We start from the raw sequence: 23,871 nt of genomic DNA, 5'->3' as shown, positions 1-23,871 counted from the left end.
TCCGCTGCACCTCTATGGTTCAAGGCATAGATTGTTACCGAGCCACTGACGTCGCGGGTAGAATCAGGAATAATTTTTGCTTGTCCCAAGATGCAGCCCACCACCCCGGCGCTGCGCCTGGCGAAACTCCTACCCGGAGCGACGCATTTGTTTACGGAGATACATGATGTCTACCTCCCCCGTCACGCTGATGGTGGCGCGCCGCGTCGCCGATGGGCGTTATCAGGACCTGATGGTCTGGTTGCGCGAAGGCGAACAACTGGCCACCGACTTCCCCGGTTACCTGGGCTCCGGCGTGCTCGCTCCGCCGCCCGACGATAACGAATTCCAGATCATCTTCCGTTTCGCCGACGAGCCGACGCTGCACGCCTGGGAGCTCTCGGCTTCGCGTACCGCCTGGCTGGCCCGTGGCAGCGATCTGTTCGCTCACCCGAAGGAACATCGGGTCAGTGGCATCGAAGGCTGGTTCGGCGCGGCAGGACAACGCCCGCCGCGCTGGAAACAGGCTGTCGCGATCTGGCTGGCGTTTTTTCCGGTGTCGCTGTTGTTCAATTTTGTACTTGGGCCGTTGCTGAGTGAGATGACGCTGTTGCCTCGCGTGCTGATCAGCACCCTGTGCCTGACGCCGTTGATGGTCTATTTCTTCATTCCGTTGTCGACCCGTTTGTTGGCCAATTGGTTGAATGGCACATCTGCACGACCGTTGCCTGTTCGACCGTCCACCCAGAACCGCTGAAATAGGTAGACCGCCCGCGTCGCTGGTATAGTTTTGCTCTTACCGCGATGCGAGCCGTTCATGACCTCTACCGCAGCCCCCATTCTCATCACCGGTGCCGGCCAACGTGTCGGCCTGCATTGCGCGCAGCGCTTGCTCGAAGACGGTCATCGGGTGATTTTCAGTTACCGCAGTGAACGTCCCGGCGTGCAAACCTTGCGTGACCTGGGGGCGATCGGGCTGTTCGCGGACTTCTCCAGCGAAGCCGGGATCGTCTCCTTCATCAGTGAACTGAAAACCCATACCGACAGCCTGCGAGCGATAATCCACAACGCCTCCGAATGGCTGGCCGAAACACCGGACACCGATGCCACGGCATTCGGCCGCATGTTCAGCGTGCACATGCTGGCGCCTTACCTGATCAACCTGCATTGCGCCGAACTGCTCGAACGCTCGAGCCCCGCCGACATCGTACACATCAGCGATGACGTGACCCGCAAGGGCAGCAGCAAGCACATCGGCTACTGCGCCAGCAAAGCCGGGCTCGACAGCCTGACCCTGTCCTTCGCCGCCAAATATGCGCCCGGCATCAAGGTCAACGGAATCGCCCCCGCCCTGCTACTGTTCAATCCCGACGATGATGCGGCCTATCGCGCCAAGGCACTGGCCAAATCCGCGCTGGGCATCGAACCTGGCAGCGAAGTGATCTATCAGAGCCTGCGTTATCTGCTCGACAACCCTTATGTCACCGGCACCACCCTGACCGTCAACGGCGGAAGGCACATCAAATAAGTGTCCCTGAGGAACTTCCATGACGCTTTCGCTACCCCATAATCGCCTGTCACAGAGTTATCGCGAGATCCTCATCGGGCTCGGAGAGAACCCAGATCGCGAAGGCCTGCGTGATACGCCGCTGCGCGCGGCCAAAGCCATGCAGTACCTGTGTCATGGTTACGAGCAAAGTGTCGAGGAAATCATCAACGGCGCCTTGTTCGCGTCCGACAACGATGAAATGGTGATCGTCGACAACATCGAGCTGTATTCGCTGTGCGAACATCACATGCTGCCCTTCATCGGCAAGGCGCATGTGGCTTATATTCCAACGGGCAAGGTGCTGGGGCTGTCGAAGATTGCGCGGCTGGTGGACATGTTCGCCCGTCGCCTGCAGATCCAGGAAAACCTCACCCGGCAAATCGCCGACGCCGTGCAACAGGTGACCGGCGCGGCCGGCGTCGCCGTGGTCATCGAAGCGCAGCACATGTGCATGATGATGCGCGGCGTCGAAAAACAGAATTCGACCATGAACACCTCGGTGATGCTCGGCGCCTTTCGCGAGTCGAGCAACACCCGCCAGGAGTTCCTGCAATTGATTGGACGGAGCAAGTAGCAATGCCACAACTTCAACCAGGCATGGCGCGCATCCGGGTCAAGGACCTGTGCCTGCGCACCTACATCGGCATCAACGAGGATGAAATCCTCAACAAGCAGGATGTGCTGATCAACCTCACCATTCTGTACGCAGCCCAGGAAGCGGTGCGCGACAACGATATCGATCACGCGCTGAACTACCGCACCATCACCAAGGCGATCATCGCCCACGTGGAAGGCAATCGCTTCGCCCTGCTCGAACGCCTGACCCAGGAGTTGCTGGACCTGGTCATGGCCAACGAGTCGGTGCTGTACGCCGAAGTCGAAGTCGACAAGCCCCACGCCCTGCGATTCGCCGAGTCGGTGTCGATAACGCTTGCAGCGAGCCGCTAGCTTCAAGCTTCAAGCCGCAAGCTGTAAACTTCACCTCACCGCCAACCATCTTGCAGCTTGAAGCTTGCCGCTTGAAGCTGTCTCACAGAGCCCCCCATGACCGATCAAGAACGCCTTGAGCTCGAAGCCGCCGCCTTCCGCCGGCTGGTGGCCCACCTGGACAGCCGCAAGGATGTGCAGAACATCGACCTGATGAACCTTTCCGGTTTCTGCCGCAACTGCCTGTCCAAGTGGTACAAGGCCGCGGCCGACGAGCGCCAGATCGAGGTCAGCCTCGATGACGCCCGCGAAGTGGTCTACGGCATGCCGTACGCCGAGTGGAAAGCCAAATTTCAGCAAGAAGCCAGCGCCGAACAACAAGCGGCGTTCGCCAAAGGAAAACCCAATGAGTGATTTGAACACCCTGCGCGCCAGCCTCAAGAGCGGCGAACACGTCTTCGCCGACACCCTGGCATTCATTGCCGCCGGTTACGACTACCAGCCCCAGGCCTTCAATAATGGCGGCGTGGAAAACGCCGCCGGGCAGAACGAAGGCTCGTGCAAGACCCTGGGCCTTGCATTGCTGGAAGGCCTGAGCGATGACGAAGCACTGCTGGCGTTCGGCGAGCATTACCGTTCGGTGCTGGCGACGCCCGAGGGCAGCGATCACGGCAATATTCGTGCGTTGATGGTGCATGGCCTGGCCGGGGTGAAATTCACCCAGCAGCCCCTGACCCGCCGCTGATCCTTGTAGGAGCCGGCTTGCCGGCGAAGGCGTCCTGAGGGGTGATGCAAAATTCAAGGGTCCCTTCGCTGGCAAGCCAGCTCCTACAGGTTCTGCGTCTGTTTTTGGAATGTTCAACACATCCCGACTTTTAAGATTAACCCGCTCACTTTATTTCGTTTGCCCGCCACCGCTGCTCACGGCTTAGATAAAAAGAAGTCCTCCTTCTTCCGAGCCGGTCCCCCATGCGCAGTGAAACAATCAGCCAGTCGATCAACATCGTTCACCCTGTCACCCTCAGCCACGGCAAAAACGCCGAGGTCTGGGACACCGATGGCAAGCGCTACATCGACTTCGTCGGCGGCATCGGCGTGTTGAACCTCGGCCATTGCCATCCGCGCATCGTCGATGCCATCCGCGAACAGGCCACCCGACTGACCCACTACGCCTTCAACGCCGCGCCCCATACGCCCTACATCGACCTGATGGACCGCCTCAGCGCCTTTATCCCGGTCGATTACCCGGTCAGCGGCATGCTCACCAACAGTGGCGCCGAAGCGGCGGAGAATGCGCTGAAGATCGTCCGTGGCGCGACCGGGCGTACGGGCGTGATTGCCTTTGATGGGGCATTCCACGGCAGAACGCTGGCCACCCTCAACCTCAACGGCAAGGTGGCGCCCTACAAACAGAAAGTCGGGGTGTTGCCCGGGCCGGTGTATCACCTGCCGTTCCCCAGCCGGGACAACGGCGTGACCTGTGCCGAGGCCCTGAAAGCCATGGAGCGCCTGTTCAGCGTCGAGATCGATGTTGCGGACGTGGCCTGCTTCATCGTCGAACCGGTGCAGGGCGAAGCGGGCTTCCTGGCCATGGATGTCGAGTTCGCCCAGGCATTGCGCAAGTTCTGCGACGAAAAAGGCATTGTGCTGATTGCCGATGAAATCCAGTCCGGCTTCGGCCGCACTGGCCAGCGCTTTGCATTCTCGCGACTGGGCATCGAACCGGACCTGATCCTGCTGGGCAAGAGCATCGCCGGCGGCGTGCCGCTGGGTGCGGTGGTCGGGCGCAAGGCGCTGCTGGATAACTTGCCCAAGGGCGGGCTCGGCGGCACCTATTCCGGCAACCCTATCGCTTGCGCTGCTGCGCTGGCGACCCTGGACGAAATGACTGACGCCAATCTGCAGGCCTGGGGTTCGCAACAGGAAGAAGCGATTGTCAGTCGCTACGAAAGCTGGCGCGATCGTAATCTGTCACCGTTCCTTGGCCGCCTGACCGGCGTTGGAGCGATGCGCGGCATTGAACTGGCCAACGCTGACGGCACACCGGCTTCAGCTCAGTTGACGCAACTGCTGGCCCTGGCGCGGGACGCCGGTTTGTTGCTGATGCCCAGCGGCAAGTCGCGCCACATCATTCGCTTGCTGGCGCCATTGACCACCGAATCTTCGGTGCTGGAGGAAGGCCTGGACATCCTTGAGGCGTGCCTCACCAAACTGACCTGAACACAAAACCAATGTGGGAGCGGGCTTGGTCCGGGCGGCGTTCCGACGAAGGCGTCGTGTCAGGCAACATCTATATCAACTGTCACACCGCCTTCGCGAGCAAGCCCGCTCCCACAGGGGATAGCATTCAGGCATGAATTGCAGACAGAAAAAAACCGGCCGAAGCCGGTTTTTTTACCAACGCAGAATCAAGCGTTCTGCAGATTGTCCAGGTAACGCTCGGCATCCAGTGCCGCCATGCAACCGGCGCCAGCGGAGGTGATCGCCTGGCGGTAGACGTGGTCGGCCACGTCGCCGGCGGCGAAGATGCCTTCGAGGTTGGTCGCAGTGGCGTTGCCGTCACGGCCGCCATGCACCACCAGGTAACCGTCTTTCAGGGTCAACTGGCCTTCGAACAACGAAGTGTTCGGGGTGTGGCCGATGGCGATGAACACGCCGTCGACTTTGATCTCGTCGAAGCTGCCGTCGTTGTTCTTCAGGCGGGCACCGGTCACGCCCATGTTGTCGCCCAGGACTTCGTCCAGGTTCGCGTTCAACTTCAGGATGATCTTGCCTTCAGCCACGCGGGCATTGAGCTTGTCGATCAGGATCTTCTCGGCGCGGAAGGTTTCGCGACGGTGGATCAGGGTCACGGTGCTGGCGATGTTGGCCAGGTACAGTGCCTCTTCGACAGCGGTGTTGCCGCCACCGACCACGGCCACTGGCTTGTTGCGGTAGAAGAAACCGTCGCAGGTCGCGCAGGCCGAAACGCCTTTGCCCATGAATGCTTCTTCCGATGGCAGGCCCAGGTAACGAGCGCTGGCGCCGGTGGCGATGATCAGGGCGTCGCAGGTGTAGGTCGCGCTGTCGCCGGTCAGGGTGTACGGCTTGGCAGCGAAATCCACGGCATTGATGTGATCGAACACGATCTCGGTTTCAAAGCGCTCGGCGTGCTCGCGCATCCGCTCCATCAGCGCCGGGCCGGTCAGGCCATGGACGTCGCCCGGCCAGTTGTCGACTTCGGTGGTGGTGGTCAATTGACCGCCGGCCTGCATGCCGGTGATCAAGAGTGGCTTGAGGTTGGCACGGGCGGCATAGACGGCGGCGCTGTAACCGGCAGGGCCGGAACCGAGAATAATCACTCGCGAATGACGGACTTCAGACATGACCTGCTCCTGTTGACCGGCCCGGAATACCTGGCGCGGAACGCCGGATGACCGGCGGGAATAAAAAAGGACCATTGAAAGCACTTGGGGAAGGCTTGAACTCGACAGTCCTGTAAAAAGTTGGGTGCAGCGTATCGAGGGGGCGAAGATTAAGGAAATACCGTTTAACAATCCAGCTCATAGGTGGTCTCTATCCCTACTGAGTGATGATCGGGACGCCTTTGTTACAGTTAATGTCGATGTCGCTGTCGCGCTTTCGCCGGTCAGGCAAAGCCGGTAAGGTCGGCGCGTTTTCCTTTGTTCGGAGCACCCTATGCCCGCCCCTGTACTGTCCGGCCCGCAATACCTGCGTGAAGGCCTGAAACTGGTGCTCAGCCCCAGCCTGCGCCTTTTTGTATTACTGCCACTGGTGATCAACCTGGTGCTGTTCGTCGGATTGATCTATCTGGCCGGCCATCAGTTCAGCCTGTGGGTCGATACGCTGATGCCATCCCTGCCCGACTGGCTAAGCTTCCTCAACTATGTGCTGTGGCCGTTGTTCGTGGTGCTGGTGGTGTTGATGGTGTTCTTCACCTTCACCATGCTCGCCAACGTTATCGCCGCGCCGTTCAACGGCTTCCTGGCGGAAAAGGTCGAGGTGGTGGTGCGCGGCACCGACGACTTCCCGGCCTTCAGCTGGGGCGAGCTGATCGCCATGATCCCGCGCACCCTGGCCCGGGAAATGCGCAAGCTCGGTTACTTCCTGCCCCGGGCGCTCGGGCTGTTCATCCTGTCGTTCATCCCGGTGGTGAACATCATTGCGGCGCCGCTGTGGCTGCTGTTCGGGGTGTGGATGATGGCGATCCAGTACATCGACTACCCGGCGGACAACCACAAGCTGGGCTGGAACGAGATGCTCGCCTGGCTGCGCCAGAAGCGCTGGCAGAGCATGAGCTTTGGCGGCATCGTCTACCTGGTGCTGCTGATTCCGGTGGTGAACATCCTGATGATGCCGGCGGCCGTGGCCGGCGCGACCTTGTTCTGGGTGCGTGAGCGTGGGGCGGAGAATCTGGTGACCCAGCGCTGAGTCGGTCACAAATCCATCATCCTGTCGTCACAATGCCGACATGGCCTCAGGCCACACTGAGGTCATGACGACAGCTCTGCATATCACCCTGATCACCGAAACCTTCCCCCCGGAAATCAATGGCGTGGCCAACACCCTTGGGCGCCTGTGCGACGGTTTGCGCGCGCGCGGGCATCAGGTGGAACTGGTGCGACCTCGCCAGGGTTGCGATCAATCGGCGAGCAGCGACGATGAGTTGCTGCTGTGCCGAGGCTGGCCACTGCCGGGCTATCCCGGGCTGCAATGGGGGCAGTCGTCGATGCACAAGCTGCTGCGGCGCTGGAAGCGCCATCGCCCGGATGTGCTGTATATCGCCACCGAAGGACCGCTCGGCCTGTCGGCCTTGCGCGCCGCACGACGCCTGGGCATCTCGGTGGTCAGCGGCTTTCACACCAACTTCCAGCAGTACTCCAGCCAGTACGGCTTCAGCTTGCTGTCTCGCCTGCTGACCCACTATTTGCGCTGGTTCCACAATCGCTCGAACCTGACGCTGGTGCCCAGTGTCAGCCAGCGCATGGAGCTGGAACGTCGGCATTTCGAGCGCCTGGCGTTGCTGTCCCGCGGGGTCGACAGCCAGTTGTTTCACCCGGCCAAACGCTTGAATGCGCTGCGAGATCAATGGGGGCTGGGGGAAAAAGACATCGCCGTCATCCATGTAGGACGGTTGGCTGCGGAGAAAAACCTCGGGTTGCTCAAACGCTGTTTCGACACGCTCAAGGTTACTTATCCACAGCGCACCTTGAAGCTGATTGTGGTGGGCGATGGCCCGCAGCGTCTGCAGATGGAAAGCGAATTACCGGAAGCGATTTTCTGTGGGGCACAACGAGGCGAAGCCCTGGCCAGTCATTATGCGTCGGGGGATGTGTTTGTGTTTCCGAGCCTGACCGAAACCTTCGGCAATGTAGTGCTTGAGGCGCTGGCCTCGGGGCTGGGGGTGGTGGCTTACGACCAGGCAGCAGCGGCGCAGCATATTCGCCATGGCTACAACGGTGTGCTGGCGATGCCGGGGGATGAGGAGGCGTTTTGCGATGCCGCGGTGTGGTTGCTGGAGAAGCGCGAAAACTTGCGTTGTCTGCGGCTCAATGCGCGCCAGCATGCGAGTCGCCAGGGTTGGGCGGCGATCATTGAACAGTTCGAGGGGCAGTTGCGAGGGGCTTGTGTTGGGGAGGTGGTGGTGCCGAATGCACCGACCTTGCCCTGAGCCTAGGGTGACATTGGGTCAGTCATCGCCAGCAGGCTGGCTCCCACAGGTTCTGTGTACACCACAGAAACCATGTGGGAGCCAGCCTGCTGGCGATGGGGCCCTTACGGACTCGACTTAAACCAGCGTCATCAACGCTTCACGGCTGAACGGCAGGATGTCTTCCTCGCGACCGTCACGCACTTTCTGCGCCCAGTCCGGGTCCACCAACAGCGCACGCCCCACCGCCACCAGATCGAACTCGTCGTTATTCAGACGCTCCAGCAGTTTTTCCAGGCTGGCCGGCTGCGCTACCTTGTCGGTGTTGACCATGAACTGCAGGAACTCGCCATCCAGGCCAACGCTGCCCACGGTGATGGTCGGCTTGCCGGTGAGTTTGCGCGTCCAGCCTGCCAGGTTCAGTTCGGAACCGTCGAACTCCGGCTCCCAGAAACGGCGTGTCGAGCAGTGGAAAATATCCACGCCAGCGTCGGCCAAGGGCTTGAGGAAATCGCCCAAGGCCTCTGGCGTCTGCACCAGGCGCGCGGTGTAGTCCTGCTGCTTCCACTGGGAGAAGCGGAAGATGATCGGGAAGCCTTCGCCAACCGCGGCACGTACCGCCTGGATCAATTCGATGGCGAAACGCGAGCGGTTGGCCAGGCTGCCGCCGTATTCGTCGGAGCGCTGGTTGCTGCCTTCCCAGAAGAACTGGTCGACCAGGTAACCGTGGGCACCGTGGATTTCCACGCCGTCCATGCCAATGCTCTGGGCATCCTTCGCCGCTTGGGCGAACGCGGCAATCACGTCCTGAATGTCCTGCTTGGTCATGCCGTGAACCACGACCTGGCCGTCCTTCACTTTTTCCGATGGACCGTAACCTGGCACGCTGGCGTCCGGCTCGGTGCCGATGCGACGCACGCTGCCGACATGCCACAGTTGCGGAACGATCTTGCCGCCCTCGGCGTGAACCGCATCGACAACTTTCTTCCAGCCGGCCAGGGCCGCTTCACCGTAGAAATGCGGAACGTTCGGGTAGCCGTTCGAAGCCTTGTGCCCGACTGTGGTGCCTTCGGTGATGATCAAGCCCACGCCGGCGGCGGCGCGACGACGGTAGTACTCGATCACTTTGGAATTGGGTACGCCGCCCGGCGAAAACGAACGGGTCATCGGCGCCATGACCACACGGGTCGGCAATTCGAGGCTGCCGAGGTGGAACGGTTTGAACAGGGCTTTAACGGGCATTTGGACGCTCCACGGAAGAATGACTTTATGACGGCGATAATATGGAGAGTCCGACGCCTTGAACAGCATTATTGATCAGCGTGATTAAGGGTCAGAAGGAGGGAACACTGTAGGAGCGAGCTTGCTCGCGATGAACCTGAGAACGCTGCGGGGTGTCAGGCTGGCAGCGTTATCGTTAACGACCATCGCGAGCAAGCTCGCTCCTACAGGGGGGGTATCAGGCCAGGGCTTTTTCGATCGCCTGAACCACACTCGGATCATCCGGCGCCGTACGTGGCGAGAACCGCGCCAGCACACGACCGTCTTTACCCAGCAGGAATTTCTCGAAGTTCCAGGTAATGTCGCCGGGGAACTCCGCGCCCTCGCCCGCCAGCAGCTTGTACAACTGATGACGCTCGTGACCGTTGACTTCCAGCTTGCTGGACAACGGAAAGGTCACGCCATAGTTGAGGTTGCAGAAGTCCTTTATTTCCTGCTCGGTACCTGGTTCCTGCCCGGCAAACTGGTTGCACGGCAGGCCCAGCACGCTGAAACCCTTGCCTTTGTATTGCTGGTAGAGGTTTTCCAGCGCCGCGTACTGCGGGGTCAAGCCGCATTTGGAGGCCACGTTGACCACCAGCACGACGTGCCCCTTGAAAGGGGCCAGAGGGAGCGCCTGACCATCCAGGGCTGTCAAATTAAGTTCGTGAAAAGCACTCATGACGTACTCCAGATTCCCGTGTTCTTCTCGAAACAGCCACTTGGTGGTGTCGCCTGGAACAGCCGCAGACTAAAAAGGCGCCCTCGGGGCGCCTCTCCAGCTATCTGAGCTTAGCGCAGAAATCAGTGGTGATGGCCACCTTCGCCATGGACGTGACCATGGGCGATTTCTTCCTGGCTGGCATCACGGATGTTGATGATCTTGACCTGGAAGTTCAGGCGCTGACCAGCCAACGGGTGGTTGCCGTCTACGGTGACGTCGTCGCCGTCCAGATCGCGGATGGTCACGATCTGCATCTGGCCGTCCGGAGCGGAAGCGTGGAACTGCATGCCCACTTCCAGCTCATCAACGCCTTCGAACATGCTGCGGCTCAGGGTGCTGACCAGTTCGGCAGCGTACTCGCCGTAGGCATCTTCCGGTTCAACGGCCACGGTCAGCTCGTCGCCGACTGCTTTGCCTTCCAGGGCTTTTTCCAGGCCCGGGATGATGTTGCCTGCGCCTTGCAGGTAGACCAGCGGCGCGCCGCCGGCTGAGCTGTCGATGACCTCACCAGCGTCGTTGGTCAGGGTATAGTCGATGGAGACAGCCTTATTGGCGGCGATCAGCATGGGGCGAGACCTTTTGCATAAGAATATTGAAAGACCCAGTTTAGCGAAGCAATCGCCCGAAAGCGAACACAACCCGGACAGACGGGATTCGACGATCACGGGCTTTCATCAGGACGAAGACGGCCACTGGGTGGTCGAGCTTTCCTGCGGCCACACCCAGCACCTGCGGCACCAGCCACCCTGGCAATCCCGGGCCTGGGTCCTGGACCCTGCGCAACGCCTTGAAAAAATAGGCCAGCGCTTTGACTGCGGTTGGTGCGCACAGGGCTCGGTTAGCGATAACCTTGGCGACTGAATTTCGGTAGATCGTCAGATATAGATGATCACCACTGCCATGCACCTCTAGAGAATCCGCATGCAAACTTTTTTTATCGCACCCACCGATTTTGGCGTGGGCCTGACCTCCATCAGCCTCGGGCTGGTACGCACCCTCGAGCGGGCCGGCCTCAAGGTCGGCTTTTTCAAGCCGATTGCCCAGCCCCATCCGGGCGACACCGGACCCGAGCGCTCCACCGAACTGGTGGCGCGCACCCACGGCCTGAAGCCGCCGCAACCCTTGGGCCTGGCCCATGTCGAGCGCATGCTTGGCGATGGCCAGCTCGATGAGCTGCTCGAAGAAATCATCACCCTTTATCAGCAGGCCGCCATCGGAAAGGACGTGTTGATCGTCGAGGGCATGGTCCCGACCCGCAGCGCCAGCTATGCCGCGCGGGTCAACCTGCACCTGGCCAAGAGCCTCGATGCCGAAGTGATCCTGGTTTCGGCACCGGAAAACGAAGTACTGACCGAACTGTCCGGTCGCGTCGAACTGCAGGCGCAATTGTTCGGCGGCCCCAAGGACCCGAAAGTCCTCGGCGTGATCCTCAACAAGGTCAAGACCGACGAAAGCATGGAAGCCTTCGCCGCACGCCTGAACGAACACTCGCCGCTGTTGCGCAGTGGCGACTTCCGTCTGCTTGGTTGCATCCCGTACCAGCCGGAGCTGAATGCGCCGCGCACGCGAGACGTGGCGGACCTGATGGGCGCCCAGGTGCTCAACGCCGGCGATTACGAAACCCGGCGCATGACCAAGATCATCATTTGCGCGCGCACCATGCGCAACACCGTGGAGCTGCTCAAGCCCGGCGTACTGGTGGTGACCCCCGGCGATCGTGACGACATCATCCTCGCCGTGAGCCTTGCGGCCATGAATGGCGTGCCCCTGGCCGGCCTGTTGCTGACCAGTGATACCCTGCCCGACCCTCGCATCATGGACCTGTGCCGTGGCGCCCTGCAGGCGGGCTTGCCGGTGTTGTCAGTGAGCACCGGCTCCTACGACACCGCCAACCAGCTCAATGGCCTGAACAAGGAAATCCCGATCGACGACCGCGAGCGCGCGGAGATCATCACCGATTTCGTCGCCAGCCACCTCGACGCCAACTGGCTGCACCAGCGCTGTGGCACGCCACGGGAGATGCGCCTGTCCCCAGCAGTGTTCCGTTACCAATTGATCCAGCGCGCCCAGTCCGCCAACAAGCGCATCGTCCTGCCGGAAGGCAGCGAACCGCTGACCGTCCAGGCCGCCGCCATCTGCCAGGCCCGTGGCATTGCCCGTTGCGTGCTGCTGGCTAAACCGGCAGACGTCGAAGCCGTGGCCCGCGCCCAAGGCATCGAGCTGCCGCCAGGCCTGGAAATCCTCGACCCGGACCTGATCCGCGAGCGCTACATCGAGCCGATGGTGGCCCTGCGCAAAAGCAAAAGCCTCAACGCACCGATGGCCGAGCAGCAGCTGGAAGACACCGTGGTGATCGGCACCATGATGCTGGCGCTGGATGAAGTGGACGGCCTGGTGTCCGGGGTCATTCACTCCACCGCCAATACCATTCGCCCGGCCCTGCAGCTGATCAAGACCGCGCCGGGCTGCACCCTGGTGTCGTCGGTGTTCTTCATGCTGTTTCCCGAAGAAGTGCTGGTCTACGGCGACTGCGTGATGAACCCGCACCCGAGCGCCAGCGAACTGGCCGAGATTGCCCTGCAAAGCGCCGACTCGGCGGCCGCGTTCGGCATCACCCCGCGGGTGGCGATGATCAGCTATTCCAGCGGTGAGTCGGCCAGCGGCGAGGAAGTCGAGAAGGTACGCGAAGCGACATTGCTCGCCCATGAACAGCAACACTCGCTGCTGATCGACGGTCCATTGCAGTATGACGCCGCCGCCAACGAAACCGTGGCCCGGCAACTGGCGCCGAACAGCCAGGTGGCCGGTCGCGCCACGGTGTTCGTGTTCCCCGACCTGAACACCGGCAACACCACGCACAAAGCCGTGCAGCGCAGCGCCGACTGCGTCAGCCTCGGGCCGATGCTGCAAGGCCTGCGCAAACCGGTGAACGATTTGCCGCGCGGCGCGCAGGTCGACGACATCGTCTACACCATCGCCCTGACGGCGATTCAAGCTGCCAACCGACCTATGGATGTGTAAATGCTGGATTTCCTGCCCGCGTTCTTACGCGGAGTAATCGCCGCGCTGCTGTTGGCGTTGAACACGATTTTGCTGTGCTCGTTCCTGTTCTGTGTGGCGCTGTTCAAGGTGTTGCCGTTCGCGCTCACCCAACGCATTGCCCAATGGCTGATGAGCCATACCCATGAGGCCTGGATCAGCGTCAACAAGGGCTGGATGAACCTGGTCCGGCGCACCCGCTGGCACGTCAGCGGCCTGCAGGGCCTCGACTATCAGCACTCGTACCTGGTCACCAGCAACCACCAGAGCTGGGTCGACATCCTCGTGCTGCAATACGTGCTCAATCGGCGTATCCAGCCGCTGAAGTTCTTTCTCAAGCAAGAGCTGATCTGGGTACCGGTGATTGGCCTGGCGTGGTGGGCGCTGGGCTTTCCGTTCATGAAGCGCTACTCCAAGGCCTATCTGGAAAAGCACCCTGAGAAGAAAGGCAAGGACCTGGAAACCACGCGCAAGACCTGCGCGAAATTTCGCGATAACCCGGTGGGCATCTTCAATTTCGTCGAGGGCACGCGCTTCACCGAAGGCAAGCATGCCCAGCAGAAATCGCCGTTCCGTTATTTGCTCAAACCCAAGGCTGGTGGCATTGCGTTCGTGCTGGACGCGATGGGTGAGCAACTGGAATCCATCGTCAACGTGACCATCCACTACCCGGCCGGGCGTCCCGGTTTTTGGGATTTGTTGTGCGGGAATGTGACGGATGTGGTGGTGCACTTTGAGGAGCTGAAGATTCCGCCGCAGTTCATTGGCAAGAACTATGACCAGGATGGTGAGTATCGGTTGCAGTTCCAAGGCTGGATCAACCAGTTGTGGGAAGACAAGGATGTGCTCCTGGGGCAGATGCACCACGAATATCCGAACCGACACTGATCTCCTGTGGGAGCTAGCCTGCTGGCGATAGCGGTTTCACATTCAGCAGATCTGTTGACTGATTCACCGTAATCGCCAGCAGGCTAGCTCCCACAGTTGACCGAGTAGGTCTCAATAAAAAACCCGCCGATGATCACTCATCGGCGGGTTTTTCATTTCTGGCTAAGGCTTAGATCGCGCCGCGTTTACGCAGCAGATCCAGCACTTGCTTCACGCCCTCTTCCAGCGACACGGACTGGGTGTCGATCACCAGGTCGGCATCCAGCGGCACGTCGTACGGGAAGGATTCGCCCGGGATGTTATCCCCGGCCGCCGCGTACAGGCCTTGCGGGTCACGCTCGGCGCAGACCGTCGGCGAAGCCTGGACGTAGACCGTCAGCAGACGTTCCTTGCCGATCAGTTCCCGCGCCTGTTCACGACCTTCGGCACTCGGTGCAACGAACGCCGCCAGGGTCAGCAGGCCGGCTTCGTTGAACTGACGCGCCACATGCGCGGCACGACGCCAGTTCTCGGTGCGCCCGGCGCGATCCTGTGGCAGACCTTTGTTCAGGTCGTGACGCAGGTTCTGGCCATCGAGCACGAACACCGCACGACCCAGGTCGAACAGCTTGCGCTCAACCGCATAGGCCAGGGTGCTCTTGCCAGCGCCCGACAAGCCGCTGAACAACACGGTGGCCGGTTGCTGGCCGAAGCGCTGGGCGCGTTCTTCGGTGGCAACGTGGGCCAGTTTGCCGTGGTGGGTGCTGGTGCCATGGGCCAACGGCTGGGCGACGATCATGCCGGCGCCGACAGTGCCGTTGGTCAGGCGGTCGATGATGATGAACGCGCCGGTGGTGCGGTTGCTGTCGTAACCGTCGAGGGCAATCGGCGCGTCGAGCGCGATCTTGACCTTGCCGATTTCGTTCAGCTGCAACGCGCTGGCCGGGCCTTCTTCCAGGGTGTTGACGTCGACCTTGTTGACGATGCTGGCGATGGAGCCCGGCACGTAACTGGTGGCGCGCTTGATGTCGTATTTCTTGCCCGGCAGCATCGGCTCTTCGGCCATCCATACGAGCATGGCTTCGAAGCTGTCGGTCACCGGCGGCACGTTGTCGGCGTGAACCAACAGGTCGCCACGGGAGATGTCGATTTCGTCTTCCATGGTCAGGGTGACTGCCTGACCTGGACCTGCGTGTTCCAGCTCACCTTCGAAGGTGACGATGGATTTCACGCGGCTGCTCTTGCCCGACGGCAGCACCACGACTTCGTCGCCTTTCTTGACGATGCCGCTGGCCAGGGTGCCGGCGAAACCGCGGAAGTTCAGGTTCGGACGGTTGACGTACTGCACCGGGAAACGCAGGTCGGTGAAGTTGCGGTCGCCCGCCACTTCCACGGTCTCGAGGATTTCCATCAGCGACTGGCCGGTGTACCACGGCGAGCGCTCGGACTTGTTCACCACGTTGTCGCCCTTCAAGGCGGACATCGGCACGAAGTGCATGCTGGTCGGCTTGAGCTTCAGGCCTTCGGCGAACTGCAGGTAGTCGGCCTTGATCGACTCGAACACGCCCTGGTCGAAGTCCTTGAGGTCCATCTTGTTGATGGCGACGACGATGTGCTTGATGCCCAGCAACGAGGCGATGAAGCTGTGGCGGCGGGTCTGGGTCTGCACGCCGTAGCGGGCATCGACCAGGATGATCGCCAGGTCACAGGTGGAGGCACCGGTGGCCATGTTGCGGGTGTACTGCTCATGGCCGGGGGTGTCGGCGATGATGAATTTGCGCTTGGCGGTGGAGAAGTAGCGGTATGCGACATCGATGGTGATGCCTTGCTCGCGCTCGGCCTGCAGGCCATCGACCAGCAGCGCCAGGTCGATGTCTTCACCGGTGGTGCCGACTTTTTTCGAGTCGCGGGTAATGGCTTCCAGGTGATCTTCGTAGATCATCTTGGAGTCGTGCAGCAGGCGCCCGATCAGGGTGCTCTTGCCGTCGTCGACGTTACCGCAGGTCAAAAAGCGCAGCAGCTCTTTACGTTCGTGCTGGCCCAGGTAAGCGAGGATGTCCTCGCTGATCAAATCAGATGCGTGCGACATGACAACCCCTTAGAAATAACCCTGACGTTTTTTGTCTTCCATGGAGCCTGCGCCATCGTGGTCGATGACACGGCCCTGGCGCTCGGAAGTTCGCGTCAGGAGCATTTCCTGAATGATGTCCGTGAGGCTTTCGGCCTCGGACTCCACCGCGCCCGTCAACGGGTAGCAACCTAGGGTACGGAAACGCACTTTCTTTTTGACGATGCGGGCTTTGTCTTCATCGCTCAGGTGTTCGAGGATGCGCTCGTCGTCGATCATGATCAGGGTGCCGTTCTTCTCGATGACTTCACGCTCGGCGGCGAAGTACAGCGGGACGATCGGGATGCCTTCCAGGTAGATGTACTGCCAGATGTCCAGCTCGGTCCAGTTCGACAACGGGAATACGCGGATGGATTCACCCTTGTTAACCTTGCCGTTGTAGACGTTCCAAAGCTCCGGACGCTGGTTCTTCGGGTCCCAGCGGTGCTTGCTGTCGCGGAACGAATACACGCGCTCCTTGGCACGGGATTTCTCTTCATCGCGACGGGCACCACCGAAGGCGGCGTCGAAACCATGCTTGTCCAGTGCCTGCTTCAGGCCCTCGGTCTTCATGATGTCGGTGTGCTTGGCGCTGCCGTGGGTGAACGGGTTGATGTTCTGCGCCACGCCATCCGGGTTGACGTGGGTGATCAGGTCCAGGCCCAGCTCGGCAACCATCTTGTCGCGGAAAGCGTACATCTCCTGGAATTTCCAGCGAGTGTCGACGTGCATCACCGGGAACGGCAGCTTGCCTGGGAAGAAGGCCTTGCGTGCCAGGTGCAGCATCACGGCGGAGTCTTTACCGATGGAGTACAGCATCACCGGGTTATCGAACTCGGCGGCCACCTCGCGGATGATGTGGATGCTTTCCGCCTCCAGCTGTTTCAGATGCGTCAGTTTGTCGACCATGGCTACTCACGAAATCTTTCTTATGAACGGCCAGCGGGCCGTGTTCGAGCGGGGAATCCTAGCACAGCGCCCCCTTCTAATGAGGACGCCAACTAGATCGAAAGAGCATATGAATATGCCCGCCCGTTTGGGCGCCTCGGACCTTTGTGGGAGCGGGCTTGCTCGCTCCCACATTTAGATCGGGTTGGGGCAATCGATGAAGATGTGTTCGAGGGCGAACCTGCGCGCCAAGTAGTCACCCAGCGCCTGCACGCCATACCGCTCGGTGGCATGGTGACCGGCGGCGATGAAGCTGATGTCGTTCTCACGGGCACTGTGGAAGGTCTGCTCGGACGCTTCCCCGCTCAGGTACAGATCGACACCCGCCAGCACCGCCTGATCGATGTAGCCCTGACCGCCACCGGTGCACCAGCCGACCCGGCGTATCATGTTGCCGCCTTCGATCAGCAAAGGTTCGCGGCCCATCACCTCGCGCACGCGGCGGGCGAAGTCCCGGGGCGTCACGGGTTCGTTCAACGAACCGACCAGGCCGACGATCTTCAGGTTGTCCGGGTCCAGCGGACCTTCGACAGTGATGTCCAGCTGCCGCGCCAACTGCACGTTGTTGCCAACGTCAGGGTGCAGGTCCAGCGGCAGGTGATAGGACAGCAGGCTGATATCGTGCTTGAGCAGCGTCTTCAGGCGGCGCTGCTTCATGCCGGTGATGCACGGGTTTTCGCCTTTCCAGAAGTAGCCGTGATGCACCAGCACCAGGTCGGCGTTGGCCTCCACCGCAGCATCGAGCAAGGCCTGGCTGGCGGTGACGCCGCTGACGATGCGCATCACCTGCGGCCGGCCCTCGACCTGCAGGCCGTTGGGGCAGTAATCGGCAATTTTCGAACTGCCGAGGTAACGGTCGGCTTCTTCGACCAGGGTGCTCAGGGCGACGGCCATAAAAGACTCCTAAATATCCCGTTCAGAGGCACGCGCGGCCTCGTATAATGCGCGTCATTATGAGCGGTCTCATACCGCCTGCAACTCTCTCAGGACGTGCTTAATGCTCAAGGCGCTGCGTTTTTCCGGCTGGCCGCTGTTGGCCGGCGTGCTTGTCGCTCTGTTAATCATCCAGCGTTACCCGCAGTGGGTCGGGCTTCCAAGCCTCGACGTCAACCTGCAACAAGCCCCGCAAACCACCAGTATGCAGCAAGGTCCGGTGTCCTATGCCGACGCGGTGACCACCGCCGCGCCGTCGGTGGTGAACCTGTACACCACCAAAGTCATCAACAAACCCAATCACCCGCTGTTCGAGGACCCGCAGTTTCGCCGTTTCTTCGGCGACAACTCGCCCAAGCAGAAACGCATGGAGTCGAGCCTCGGTTCCGGCGTGATCATGAGCCCGCAAGGCTACATCCTCACCAACAACCACGTGACCAGCGGTGCCGATCAGATCGTGGTGGCGCTCAAGGACGGCCGTGAAACCCTGGCAAGGGTGATCGGCAGCGATCCGGAAACCGACCTGGCGGTCCTCAAGATCGACCTGAAGAACCTGCCGTCGATCACCGTGGGCCGCTCCGACAACATCCGCATCGGCGACGTGACCCTGGCCATCGGTAACCCGTTCGGCGTCGGCCAGACCGTGACCATGGGCATCATCAGCGCCACCGGGCGCAATCAGCTGGGCCTGAACAACTACGAAGACTTCATCCAGACCGACGCCGCGATCAACCCCGGCAACTCAGGCGGTGCGCTGGTGGACGCCAACGGCAACCTGACCGGCATCAACACGGCGATTTTCTCCAAGTCCGGCGGCTCCCAGGGCATCGGCTTCGCGATTCCGGTAAAGCTGGCCATGGAAGTGATGAAGTCGATCATCGAACACGGCCAGGTGATTCGCGGCTGGCTCGGTATCGAAGTGCAGCCGTTGTCCCAGGAACTGGCGGAGTCGTTTGGCCTGTCGGGGCGCCCGGGCATCGTGGTCGCGGGGATTTTCCGTGACGGTCCGGCGCAAAAGGCCGGCCTGCAATTGGGCGATGTGATCCTCAGCATCGACGGCGAGCCGGCTGGCGATGGCCGTCGCTCGATGAATCAGGTGGCGCGGATCAAGCCGACCGACAAGGTCGCGATCCAGGTGATGCGCAATGGCAAGGAACTGAAGCTAACGGCTGAGATTGGCTTGCGTCCGCCGCCTGCGCCGGTCAAAGAGAAAGAAGAAAACTAAGCCGTATACAAAAACCAATGTGGGAGCGGGCTTGCTCGCGAAGGTGTGTCAGTCGACACCCATGTCGCTGACACACCTTCGCGAGCAAGCTCGCTCCCACAGGGTTTATAGGTCGCCGAGGCCGTCGATCAGTGCCTGATTCTGCTCAGGTGTACCGATCGAGATCCGCAGGAACTGGGCAATCCGCTCCTGCTTGAAGTGCCGGACGATCACGCCTTGCTCGCGCAGTTTGGCCGCCAGGCCTGCTGCATCGTGCTGGGGGTGACGGGCGAAAATGAAGTTCGCCGCCGATGGCAGTACTTCAAAGCCCTTCGCTTTCAACTGTGCAACGACCTTCTCGCGACTCTCGATCACCAGGCGGCAAGTCTTGTCGAAGTATTCACGATCCTCGAACGCCGCCGCGGCCCCGACATTCGCCATCCGATCCAGCGGATAGGAGTTGAAGCTGTTCTTGATCCGCTCCAGCGCCTCGATCAGGTCCGGATGCCCCACCGCCAAGCCGACCCGCAGACCGGCCAGCGAGCGCGACTTGGACAGGGTCTGGGTCACCAGCAGGTTCGGGTAACGATCCACCAGGCTGATCGCCGTCTCACCGCCGAAATCGATGTAGGCCTCATCGACCACCACCACCGAATCCGGGCTGGCCTTGAGGATCTGCTCGATGGCATCGAGTGCCAACAGGCAACCGGTCGGTGCGTTCGGGTTGGGGAAAATAATCCCGCCGTTCGGTTTGGCGTAGTCCGCCGGGTTGATCTGGAACTGCTCGTCCAGCGGCACCGCATCGAACTGGATGCCATACAAGCCGCAGTAGACCGGGTAGAAGCTGTAGCTGATATCCGGGAACAGCAACGGCTGATCGTGCTGCAGCAAGCCGTGGAAGATGTGCGCCAGGACTTCGTCGGAACCGTTGCCGAGAAACACCTGGTTGCTCTGCACGCCGTAGTACTGGGCCACGGCATTTTTCAGCCGATCGCTGTTCGGGTCCGGGTACAGGCGCAGGTTGTCATTCAGTTCAGTCTGCATCGCAGCCAGGGCTTTGGGCGATGGACCGTACGGGTTTTCATTGGTGTTGAGCTTCACCAGTTTCGCCAGTTTTGGCTGTTCGCCCGGTACGTACGGCACCAGGTTCTTGACGAACGGGCTCCAGAATTTATTCATCTCAGTTCCCCTGCTTGTCGTCGATGATGCGGTATTCGGCACTGCGGGCGTGGGCGGTCAGCGACTCGCCACGGGCCAGCACGGAAGCGGTTTTGCCCAGGTCGGACGCGCCCTGCTCCGAGCAAAAAATGATCGACGAACGCTTCTGGAAGTCGTACACACCCAGCGGCGACGAGAATCGCGCCGTGCCGGAAGTCGGCAACACATGGTTCGGGCCTGCGCAGTAGTCGCCCAGCGCTTCGCTGGTGTGACGGCCCATGAAGATGGCACCGGCATGGCGAATCTGCGGCAGCCAGGCCTGTGGATCGGCAACCGACAGCTCCAGGTGCTCCGGCGCGATGCGGTTGGCCACTTCGATGGCTTGCTCCATGTCGCGCACCTTGATCAGCGCACCACGGCCGTTGATCGAGGTTTCGATGATCTGGGCGCGTTCCATGGTCGGCATCAGCTTGGCGATGCTCGCGGCAACCTGGTCGAGGAACTCGGCATCCGGGCTGACCAGGATCGCCTGGGCGTCTTCATCGTGCTCGGCCTGGGAGAACAGGTCCATGGCGATCCAGTCCGGATCGGTCTTGCCGTCACACACCACGAGGATCTCCGACGGACCGGCGATCATGTCGATACCGACCTGGCCGAATACGTGGCGCTTGGCAGTGGCAACGTAGATGTTGCCCGGGCCGACCACTTTATCGACCATCGGCACGCTTTCGGTACCGTAGGCCAACGCGGCCACCGCCTGGGCACCACCGATGGTGAATACACGGTCGACACCGGCGATGCAGGCGGCAGCCAGCACAAGCTCGTTGATCTCACCGCGGGGAGTCGGCACCACCATGACCACTTCGGTCACGCCGGCGACCTTGGCCGGAATCGCGTTCATCAGCACCGACGACGGGTAGGACGCCTTGCCACCCGGCACATACAGGCCGGCGCGATCCAGCGGCGTGACCTTCTGGCCCAGCACGGTGCCATCGGCCTCGGTGTAGCTCCAGGAGTCCTGCTTCTGCTTTTCGTGATAGCTGCGTACCCGGGCCGCGGCTTTTTCCAGGGCTTCGCGCTGGGGCACGGTAATGCGCGTCAGTGCCAGTTCCAGACGCTCTCGCGGCAGGATCAGGTCCGCCATGGACTTCACGTCCAGGCCGTCGAACTGACGGGTGAAGTCCACCAGCGCCGCGTCACCGCGCTCGCGCACGGCCTTGATGATGTCCAGCACTCGCTGATTGACCGAGTCGTCAGACACACTTTCCCAGCTCAGCAGATGATCCAGATGATGCGCGAAATCCGGGTCAGCAGCGTTGAGTCGGCGAATTGCAGTCGGTGCGGTCATAGCGAGAGCCTCATAGGATTGGCAAAAAACTCAGGCGCCCTAACTTAGCAGTCGTTTCCGCTTGGGCACCTGAGAATTCTGGCTATGAGGCGGATAGACGGGCGCGACTCAAGGCCGCGCAGGTGAATCAGCCGCGGTGTCGAGACTCCACTGCCTTGCGCAGGGTGTCGATCAACGCCTGGATACGGGCGTGCTGCATTTTCATCGAAGCCTTGTTGACGATCAGTCGGGAGCTGATGGCCGCGATGAAATCCTGTGGCTCCAGGCCGTTGGCCCGCAGCGTGTTACCGGTGTCGACCACGTCGATGATCTTGTCGGCCAGGCCGATCAGCGGCGCCAGCTCCATCGAGCCGTAGAGCTTGATGATGTCGACCTGACGGCCCTGCTCGGCGTAGTAGCGCTTGGCAACGTTGACGAACTTGGTGGCGATACGCAGGCGGCCCTTGGGCTCGACTGCGCCGACCTTGCCGGCGGTCATCAACTTGCACTGGGCAATCTGCAGGTCCAGCGGCTCGTACAGGCCCTGGCCGCCGTATTCCATCAGCACGTCTTTACCGGCGACACCGAGGTCGGCGGCACCATGCTCGACATAAGTCGGCACGTCGGTGGCACGCACGATCAACAGGCGTACATCTTCCTGGGTCGTGGGAATGATCAGCTTGCGGCTCTTGTCCGGATTCTCGGTCGGCACGATGCCCGCTTCAGCCAGAAGCGGCAGGGTGTCGTCAAGGATGCGGCCCTTGGACAGTGCGATGGTCAACATGGGAAACGTCAGTCCTTATCAAGGTACTCATGCCCGGTCGCAAATGGCGCCGGACATACATCGAGGGTGTAGACCACCCTCGACTTTGAACAATTCAACGGGCACTTCCCTGTGCCCATGCAGCAGGTACTAGCCCGGAACGCGGCGGATCTTGGCGCCCAGCATCTGCAGTTTCTCTTCGATGCACTCGTAACCACGGTCTATGTGGTAGATGCGGTCGATCAGGGTGTCGCCGTCGGCGATCAGCGCCGAGATCACCAGGCTGGCCGAGGCACGCAGGTCGGTGGCCATCACTGGCGCGCCCTTGAGCTTCTCGGTACCGGTAACGATGGCGGTGTTGCCTTCGACCTGGATCTTGGCGCCCATGCGGTGCAGTTCGTACACGTGCATGAAGCGGTTTTCGAAGATTGTCTCGATCACGGCGCCCGTGCCTTCGGCAATGGCGTTGAGGGAGATGAACTGCGCCTGCATGTCGGTCGGGAACGCCGGGTACGGAGCGGTGCGCACGTTGACGGCTTTAGGCCGCTTGCCGTGCATGTTCAGCTCGATCCAGTCTTCGCCGCAGGTGATTTCGGCACCGGCTTCGCGGAGTTTTTCCAGCACGGCTTCGAGGATGGTCGGATCGGTGTCCTTGACCTTCACACGCCCGCCGGTCACGGCCGCGGCCACCAGGTAGGTGCCGGTTTCGATACGGTCCGGCATCACCTTGTAGGTGGTGGTGTGCAGACGCTCGACGCCATCGATGGTGATGGTGTCGGTGCCAGCACCGGAAACCTTGGCACCCATGGCGTTCAGGAAGTTCGCCAGGTCGACCACTTCCGGCTCGCGCGCGGCGTTAGCCAGAACGCTGCGACCCTTGGCCAAAGCGGCCGCCATCATGATGTTTTCGGTACCGGTCACACTGACGGTGTCGAAGAAGAAGTGCGCGCCACGCAGACCGCCTTCAGGGGCCTTGGCCTTGATGTAGCCGCCTTCGACGTCGATGATCGCGCCCATGGCTTCCAGGCCACGGATGTGCAGGTCAACCGGACGCGAGCCGATGGCGCAACCGCCAGGCAGCGCGACTTCGGCTTCACCGAAGCGGGCAACCATCGGGCCCAGCACCAGGATCGACGCACGCATGGTTTTAACCAGTTCGTACGGAGCGATCAGGGTCTTGATGGTGCGCGGGTCGATTTCAACGGCCAGCTTCTCGTCGATCACCGGCTCGATGCCCATGCGACCGAACAACTCGATCATGGTGGTGATGTCGTGCAGGTGCGGCAGGTTGGCCACGGTCACGGGACCGTCGCACAGCAGGGTGGCAGCGAGAATCGGCAGTGCCGAGTTCTTTGCCCCGGAGATACGGATTTCGCCATCGAGACGAGCACCGCCAGTAATAATCAATTTATCCATAAGAATCTCGACGCCCTTGG

General features: G+C 61.1%; 24 protein-coding genes and 1 pseudogene. 13 read left to right on the top strand and 12 right to left on the bottom strand.

All coding sequences use genetic code 11. The annotated features are described in order from the left end of the window. Positions 1–166 precede the first annotated feature (166 nt). The 7 genes from ACM6I6_RS07615 (at position 167) to ACM6I6_RS07585 (ending at position 4,675) form a co-directional block, all read left to right on the top strand. The gene (locus tag ACM6I6_RS07615; RefSeq protein ID WP_414919688.1) at positions 167–736 is read left to right on the top strand and encodes an antibiotic biosynthesis monooxygenase; all 570 of its coding nucleotides are present in this window, start codon (positions 167–169) and stop codon (positions 734–736) included. 60 nt (positions 737–796) lie between these two features. Next, positions 797–1,507: a dihydromonapterin reductase gene (gene folM / locus ACM6I6_RS07610; RefSeq protein WP_414919687.1), complete on the top strand. Its 711-nt coding sequence runs from the start codon at positions 797–799 to the stop codon at positions 1,505–1,507. 19 nt (positions 1,508–1,526) lie between these two features. After that, on the top strand, positions 1,527–2,102 hold the full coding sequence (gene folE / locus ACM6I6_RS07605) for a GTP cyclohydrolase I FolE (RefSeq protein WP_274073987.1): 576 nt from the start codon (positions 1,527–1,529) through the stop codon (positions 2,100–2,102). Between the two features lie 2 nt (positions 2,103–2,104). Further along, the gene (gene folX / locus ACM6I6_RS07600) at positions 2,105–2,476 is read left to right on the top strand and encodes a dihydroneopterin triphosphate 2'-epimerase (RefSeq protein ID WP_008054404.1); all 372 of its coding nucleotides are present in this window, start codon (positions 2,105–2,107) and stop codon (positions 2,474–2,476) included. Positions 2,477–2,572: 96 nt separating this feature from the next. After that, entirely contained in the window at positions 2,573–2,869 is a 297-nt protein-coding gene (locus ACM6I6_RS07595) for a DUF1244 domain-containing protein (protein WP_414919686.1), read from the top strand. Continuing rightward, positions 2,862–3,200: a HopJ type III effector protein gene (locus tag ACM6I6_RS07590; RefSeq protein ID WP_323605575.1), complete on the top strand. Its 339-nt coding sequence runs from the start codon at positions 2,862–2,864 to the stop codon at positions 3,198–3,200. The genes ACM6I6_RS07595 and ACM6I6_RS07590 overlap by 8 nt, the downstream gene beginning before the upstream one ends. A 224-nt stretch (positions 3,201–3,424) precedes the next feature. Beyond that, the gene (locus ACM6I6_RS07585; RefSeq protein WP_274073989.1) at positions 3,425–4,675 is read left to right on the top strand and encodes an aspartate aminotransferase family protein; all 1,251 of its coding nucleotides are present in this window, start codon (positions 3,425–3,427) and stop codon (positions 4,673–4,675) included. A gap of 188 nt (positions 4,676–4,863) precedes the next feature. Here ACM6I6_RS07585 and trxB read toward each other — a convergent pair whose 3' ends face one another. After that, a complete protein-coding gene (trxB, locus tag ACM6I6_RS07580) occupies positions 4,864–5,820 on the bottom strand; it encodes a thioredoxin-disulfide reductase (RefSeq protein ID WP_274073990.1) in 957 nt (318 codons plus the stop codon). Positions 5,821–6,133: 313 nt separating this feature from the next. On the opposite strand from trxB, the gene cysZ reads away from it, so the two are divergent. Both cysZ and ACM6I6_RS07570 read left to right on the top strand, forming a co-directional pair. Next, positions 6,134–6,886, top strand: coding sequence for a sulfate transporter CysZ (cysZ, locus tag ACM6I6_RS07575; protein WP_323605572.1), 753 nt, complete (start codon positions 6,134–6,136; stop codon positions 6,884–6,886). Positions 6,887–6,926: 40 nt separating this feature from the next. Next, on the top strand, positions 6,927–8,126 hold the full coding sequence (locus ACM6I6_RS07570) for a glycosyltransferase family 4 protein (protein WP_414919685.1): 1,200 nt from the start codon (positions 6,927–6,929) through the stop codon (positions 8,124–8,126). A 117-nt stretch (positions 8,127–8,243) separates the two neighbouring features. Here the strand turns inward: ACM6I6_RS07570 and ACM6I6_RS07565 are convergent, their stop codons facing one another. From ACM6I6_RS07565 to ACM6I6_RS07550, 4 genes and pseudogenes are all read right to left on the bottom strand, one after another. Continuing rightward, positions 8,244–9,347: an NADH:flavin oxidoreductase gene (locus ACM6I6_RS07565; RefSeq protein WP_408599741.1), complete on the bottom strand. Its 1,104-nt coding sequence runs from the start codon at positions 9,345–9,347 to the stop codon at positions 8,244–8,246. Between the two features lie 102 nt (positions 9,348–9,449). Further along, positions 9,450–9,533 (bottom strand): annotated as a pseudogene (locus tag ACM6I6_RS07560) (YqgE/AlgH family protein); the annotation flags it as partial. A gap of 31 nt (positions 9,534–9,564) precedes the next feature. After that, positions 9,565–10,047 (bottom strand): glutathione peroxidase, encoded by a 483-nt coding sequence (locus ACM6I6_RS07555; protein ID WP_274073994.1) that lies wholly within the window; start codon positions 10,045–10,047, stop codon positions 9,565–9,567. A gap of 122 nt (positions 10,048–10,169) precedes the next feature. After that, the gene (locus tag ACM6I6_RS07550) at positions 10,170–10,655 is read right to left on the bottom strand and encodes an FKBP-type peptidyl-prolyl cis-trans isomerase (protein ID WP_008054392.1); all 486 of its coding nucleotides are present in this window, start codon (positions 10,653–10,655) and stop codon (positions 10,170–10,172) included. Between ACM6I6_RS07550 and ACM6I6_RS07545 the strand changes: the two genes are divergently transcribed. Genes ACM6I6_RS07545 through ACM6I6_RS07535 form a run of 3 tightly spaced genes read left to right on the top strand, consistent with a single transcriptional unit; the run spans position 10,624 to position 14,016 of the window. After that, on the top strand, positions 10,624–10,950 hold the full coding sequence (locus tag ACM6I6_RS07545; RefSeq protein WP_274073995.1) for a DUF3565 domain-containing protein: 327 nt from the start codon (positions 10,624–10,626) through the stop codon (positions 10,948–10,950). The genes ACM6I6_RS07550 and ACM6I6_RS07545 overlap by 32 nt on opposite strands. 60 nt (positions 10,951–11,010) lie before the next feature. Continuing rightward, the gene (pta, locus tag ACM6I6_RS07540) at positions 11,011–13,110 is read left to right on the top strand and encodes a phosphate acetyltransferase (RefSeq protein ID WP_046820534.1); all 2,100 of its coding nucleotides are present in this window, start codon (positions 11,011–11,013) and stop codon (positions 13,108–13,110) included. Next, on the top strand, positions 13,111–14,016 hold the full coding sequence (locus tag ACM6I6_RS07535) for an acyltransferase (protein WP_323626020.1): 906 nt from the start codon (positions 13,111–13,113) through the stop codon (positions 14,014–14,016). 169 nt (positions 14,017–14,185) lie between these two features. Here the strand turns inward: ACM6I6_RS07535 and cysN are convergent, their stop codons facing one another. The 3 genes from cysN to ACM6I6_RS07520 all read right to left on the bottom strand — a co-directional run bounded on the left by cysN (position 14,186) and on the right by ACM6I6_RS07520 (position 17,944). Next, positions 14,186–16,084, bottom strand: a complete 1,899-nt coding sequence (cysN, locus tag ACM6I6_RS07530; RefSeq protein WP_274073997.1) for a sulfate adenylyltransferase subunit CysN — start codon at positions 16,082–16,084, stop codon at positions 14,186–14,188. Between the two features lie 9 nt (positions 16,085–16,093). Beyond that, positions 16,094–17,011, bottom strand: coding sequence for a sulfate adenylyltransferase subunit CysD (cysD, locus tag ACM6I6_RS07525; protein ID WP_007970286.1), 918 nt, complete (start codon positions 17,009–17,011; stop codon positions 16,094–16,096). 174 nt (positions 17,012–17,185) lie between these two features. Continuing rightward, positions 17,186–17,944: a Nif3-like dinuclear metal center hexameric protein gene (locus tag ACM6I6_RS07520; RefSeq protein ID WP_274073998.1), complete on the bottom strand. Its 759-nt coding sequence runs from the start codon at positions 17,942–17,944 to the stop codon at positions 17,186–17,188. A 103-nt stretch (positions 17,945–18,047) separates the two neighbouring features. On the opposite strand from ACM6I6_RS07520, the gene algW reads away from it, so the two are divergent. Continuing rightward, a complete protein-coding gene (gene algW, locus ACM6I6_RS07515) occupies positions 18,048–19,208 on the top strand; it encodes a Do family serine endopeptidase AlgW (protein ID WP_274073999.1) in 1,161 nt (386 codons plus the stop codon). A gap of 105 nt (positions 19,209–19,313) precedes the next feature. On the opposite strand, the gene hisC is transcribed toward algW, so the two are convergent. From hisC to murA, 4 genes are all read right to left on the bottom strand, one after another. After that, positions 19,314–20,366: a histidinol-phosphate transaminase gene (hisC, locus tag ACM6I6_RS07510; protein ID WP_414919684.1), complete on the bottom strand. Its 1,053-nt coding sequence runs from the start codon at positions 20,364–20,366 to the stop codon at positions 19,314–19,316. A gap of 1 nt (position 20,367) precedes the next feature. Next, a complete protein-coding gene (gene hisD / locus ACM6I6_RS07505; protein ID WP_274074001.1) occupies positions 20,368–21,693 on the bottom strand; it encodes a histidinol dehydrogenase in 1,326 nt (441 codons plus the stop codon). A gap of 127 nt (positions 21,694–21,820) precedes the next feature. After that, complete coding sequence (gene hisG, locus ACM6I6_RS07500; protein ID WP_008018703.1) at positions 21,821–22,456, bottom strand: ATP phosphoribosyltransferase; 636 nt, start codon at positions 22,454–22,456, stop codon at positions 21,821–21,823. 129 nt (positions 22,457–22,585) lie between these two features. Continuing rightward, positions 22,586–23,851, bottom strand: coding sequence for a UDP-N-acetylglucosamine 1-carboxyvinyltransferase (gene murA, locus ACM6I6_RS07495; protein WP_046820542.1), 1,266 nt, complete (start codon positions 23,849–23,851; stop codon positions 22,586–22,588). Positions 23,852–23,871: the final 20 nt, after the last annotated feature.

The organism is Pseudomonas sp. IT-P218, from assembly GCF_949767605.1.
Classification (GTDB): domain Bacteria; phylum Pseudomonadota; class Gammaproteobacteria; order Pseudomonadales; family Pseudomonadaceae; genus Aquipseudomonas; species Aquipseudomonas putida_AE.
Note: the sequence above shows the minus strand (reverse complement) of the source record. Positions and strands in the feature narration are given on the sequence as shown.

Bases quoted from the DNA above. Each gene is read 5' to 3' on its own strand.
- ACM6I6_RS07565 (WP_408599741.1), bottom strand. From the start codon at position 9,347: ATGCCCGTTAAAGCCCTGTTCAAACCGTTCCACCTCGGCAGCCTCGAA.
- cysZ (WP_323605572.1), top strand. From the start codon at position 6,134: ATGCCCGCCCCTGTACTGTCCGGCCCGCAATACCTGCGTGAAGGCCTG.
- murA (WP_046820542.1), bottom strand. From the start codon at position 23,851: ATGGATAAATTGATTATTACTGGCGGTGCTCGTCTCGATGGCGAAATC.
- ACM6I6_RS07545 (WP_274073995.1), top strand. From the start codon at position 10,624: ATGGAGACAGCCTTATTGGCGGCGATCAGCATGGGGCGAGACCTTTTG.
- hisG (WP_008018703.1), bottom strand. From the start codon at position 22,456: ATGTTGACCATCGCACTGTCCAAGGGCCGCATCCTTGACGACACCCTG.
- hisD (WP_274074001.1), bottom strand. From the start codon at position 21,693: ATGACCGCACCGACTGCAATTCGCCGACTCAACGCTGCTGACCCGGAT.
- ACM6I6_RS07535 (WP_323626020.1), top strand. From the start codon at position 13,111: ATGCTGGATTTCCTGCCCGCGTTCTTACGCGGAGTAATCGCCGCGCTG.
- hisC (WP_414919684.1), bottom strand. From the start codon at position 20,366: ATGAATAAATTCTGGAGCCCGTTCGTCAAGAACCTGGTGCCGTACGTA.
- ACM6I6_RS07585 (WP_274073989.1), top strand. From the start codon at position 3,425: ATGCGCAGTGAAACAATCAGCCAGTCGATCAACATCGTTCACCCTGTC.
- ACM6I6_RS07590 (WP_323605575.1), top strand. From the start codon at position 2,862: ATGAGTGATTTGAACACCCTGCGCGCCAGCCTCAAGAGCGGCGAACAC.
- trxB (WP_274073990.1), bottom strand. From the start codon at position 5,820: ATGTCTGAAGTCCGTCATTCGCGAGTGATTATTCTCGGTTCCGGCCCT.
- ACM6I6_RS07570 (WP_414919685.1), top strand. From the start codon at position 6,927: ATGGCCTCAGGCCACACTGAGGTCATGACGACAGCTCTGCATATCACC.
- ACM6I6_RS07615 (WP_414919688.1), top strand. From the start codon at position 167: ATGTCTACCTCCCCCGTCACGCTGATGGTGGCGCGCCGCGTCGCCGAT.
- pta (WP_046820534.1), top strand. From the start codon at position 11,011: ATGCAAACTTTTTTTATCGCACCCACCGATTTTGGCGTGGGCCTGACC.
- folX (WP_008054404.1), top strand. From the start codon at position 2,105: ATGCCACAACTTCAACCAGGCATGGCGCGCATCCGGGTCAAGGACCTG.
- cysN (WP_274073997.1), bottom strand. From the start codon at position 16,084: ATGTCGCACGCATCTGATTTGATCAGCGAGGACATCCTCGCTTACCTG.
- folM (WP_414919687.1), top strand. From the start codon at position 797: ATGACCTCTACCGCAGCCCCCATTCTCATCACCGGTGCCGGCCAACGT.
- folE (WP_274073987.1), top strand. From the start codon at position 1,527: ATGACGCTTTCGCTACCCCATAATCGCCTGTCACAGAGTTATCGCGAG.
- ACM6I6_RS07555 (WP_274073994.1), bottom strand. From the start codon at position 10,047: ATGAGTGCTTTTCACGAACTTAATTTGACAGCCCTGGATGGTCAGGCG.
- algW (WP_274073999.1), top strand. From the start codon at position 18,048: ATGCTCAAGGCGCTGCGTTTTTCCGGCTGGCCGCTGTTGGCCGGCGTG.
- ACM6I6_RS07550 (WP_008054392.1), bottom strand. From the start codon at position 10,655: ATGCTGATCGCCGCCAATAAGGCTGTCTCCATCGACTATACCCTGACC.
- ACM6I6_RS07595 (WP_414919686.1), top strand. From the start codon at position 2,573: ATGACCGATCAAGAACGCCTTGAGCTCGAAGCCGCCGCCTTCCGCCGG.
- cysD (WP_007970286.1), bottom strand. From the start codon at position 17,011: ATGGTCGACAAACTGACGCATCTGAAACAGCTGGAGGCGGAAAGCATC.
- ACM6I6_RS07520 (WP_274073998.1), bottom strand. From the start codon at position 17,944: ATGGCCGTCGCCCTGAGCACCCTGGTCGAAGAAGCCGACCGTTACCTC.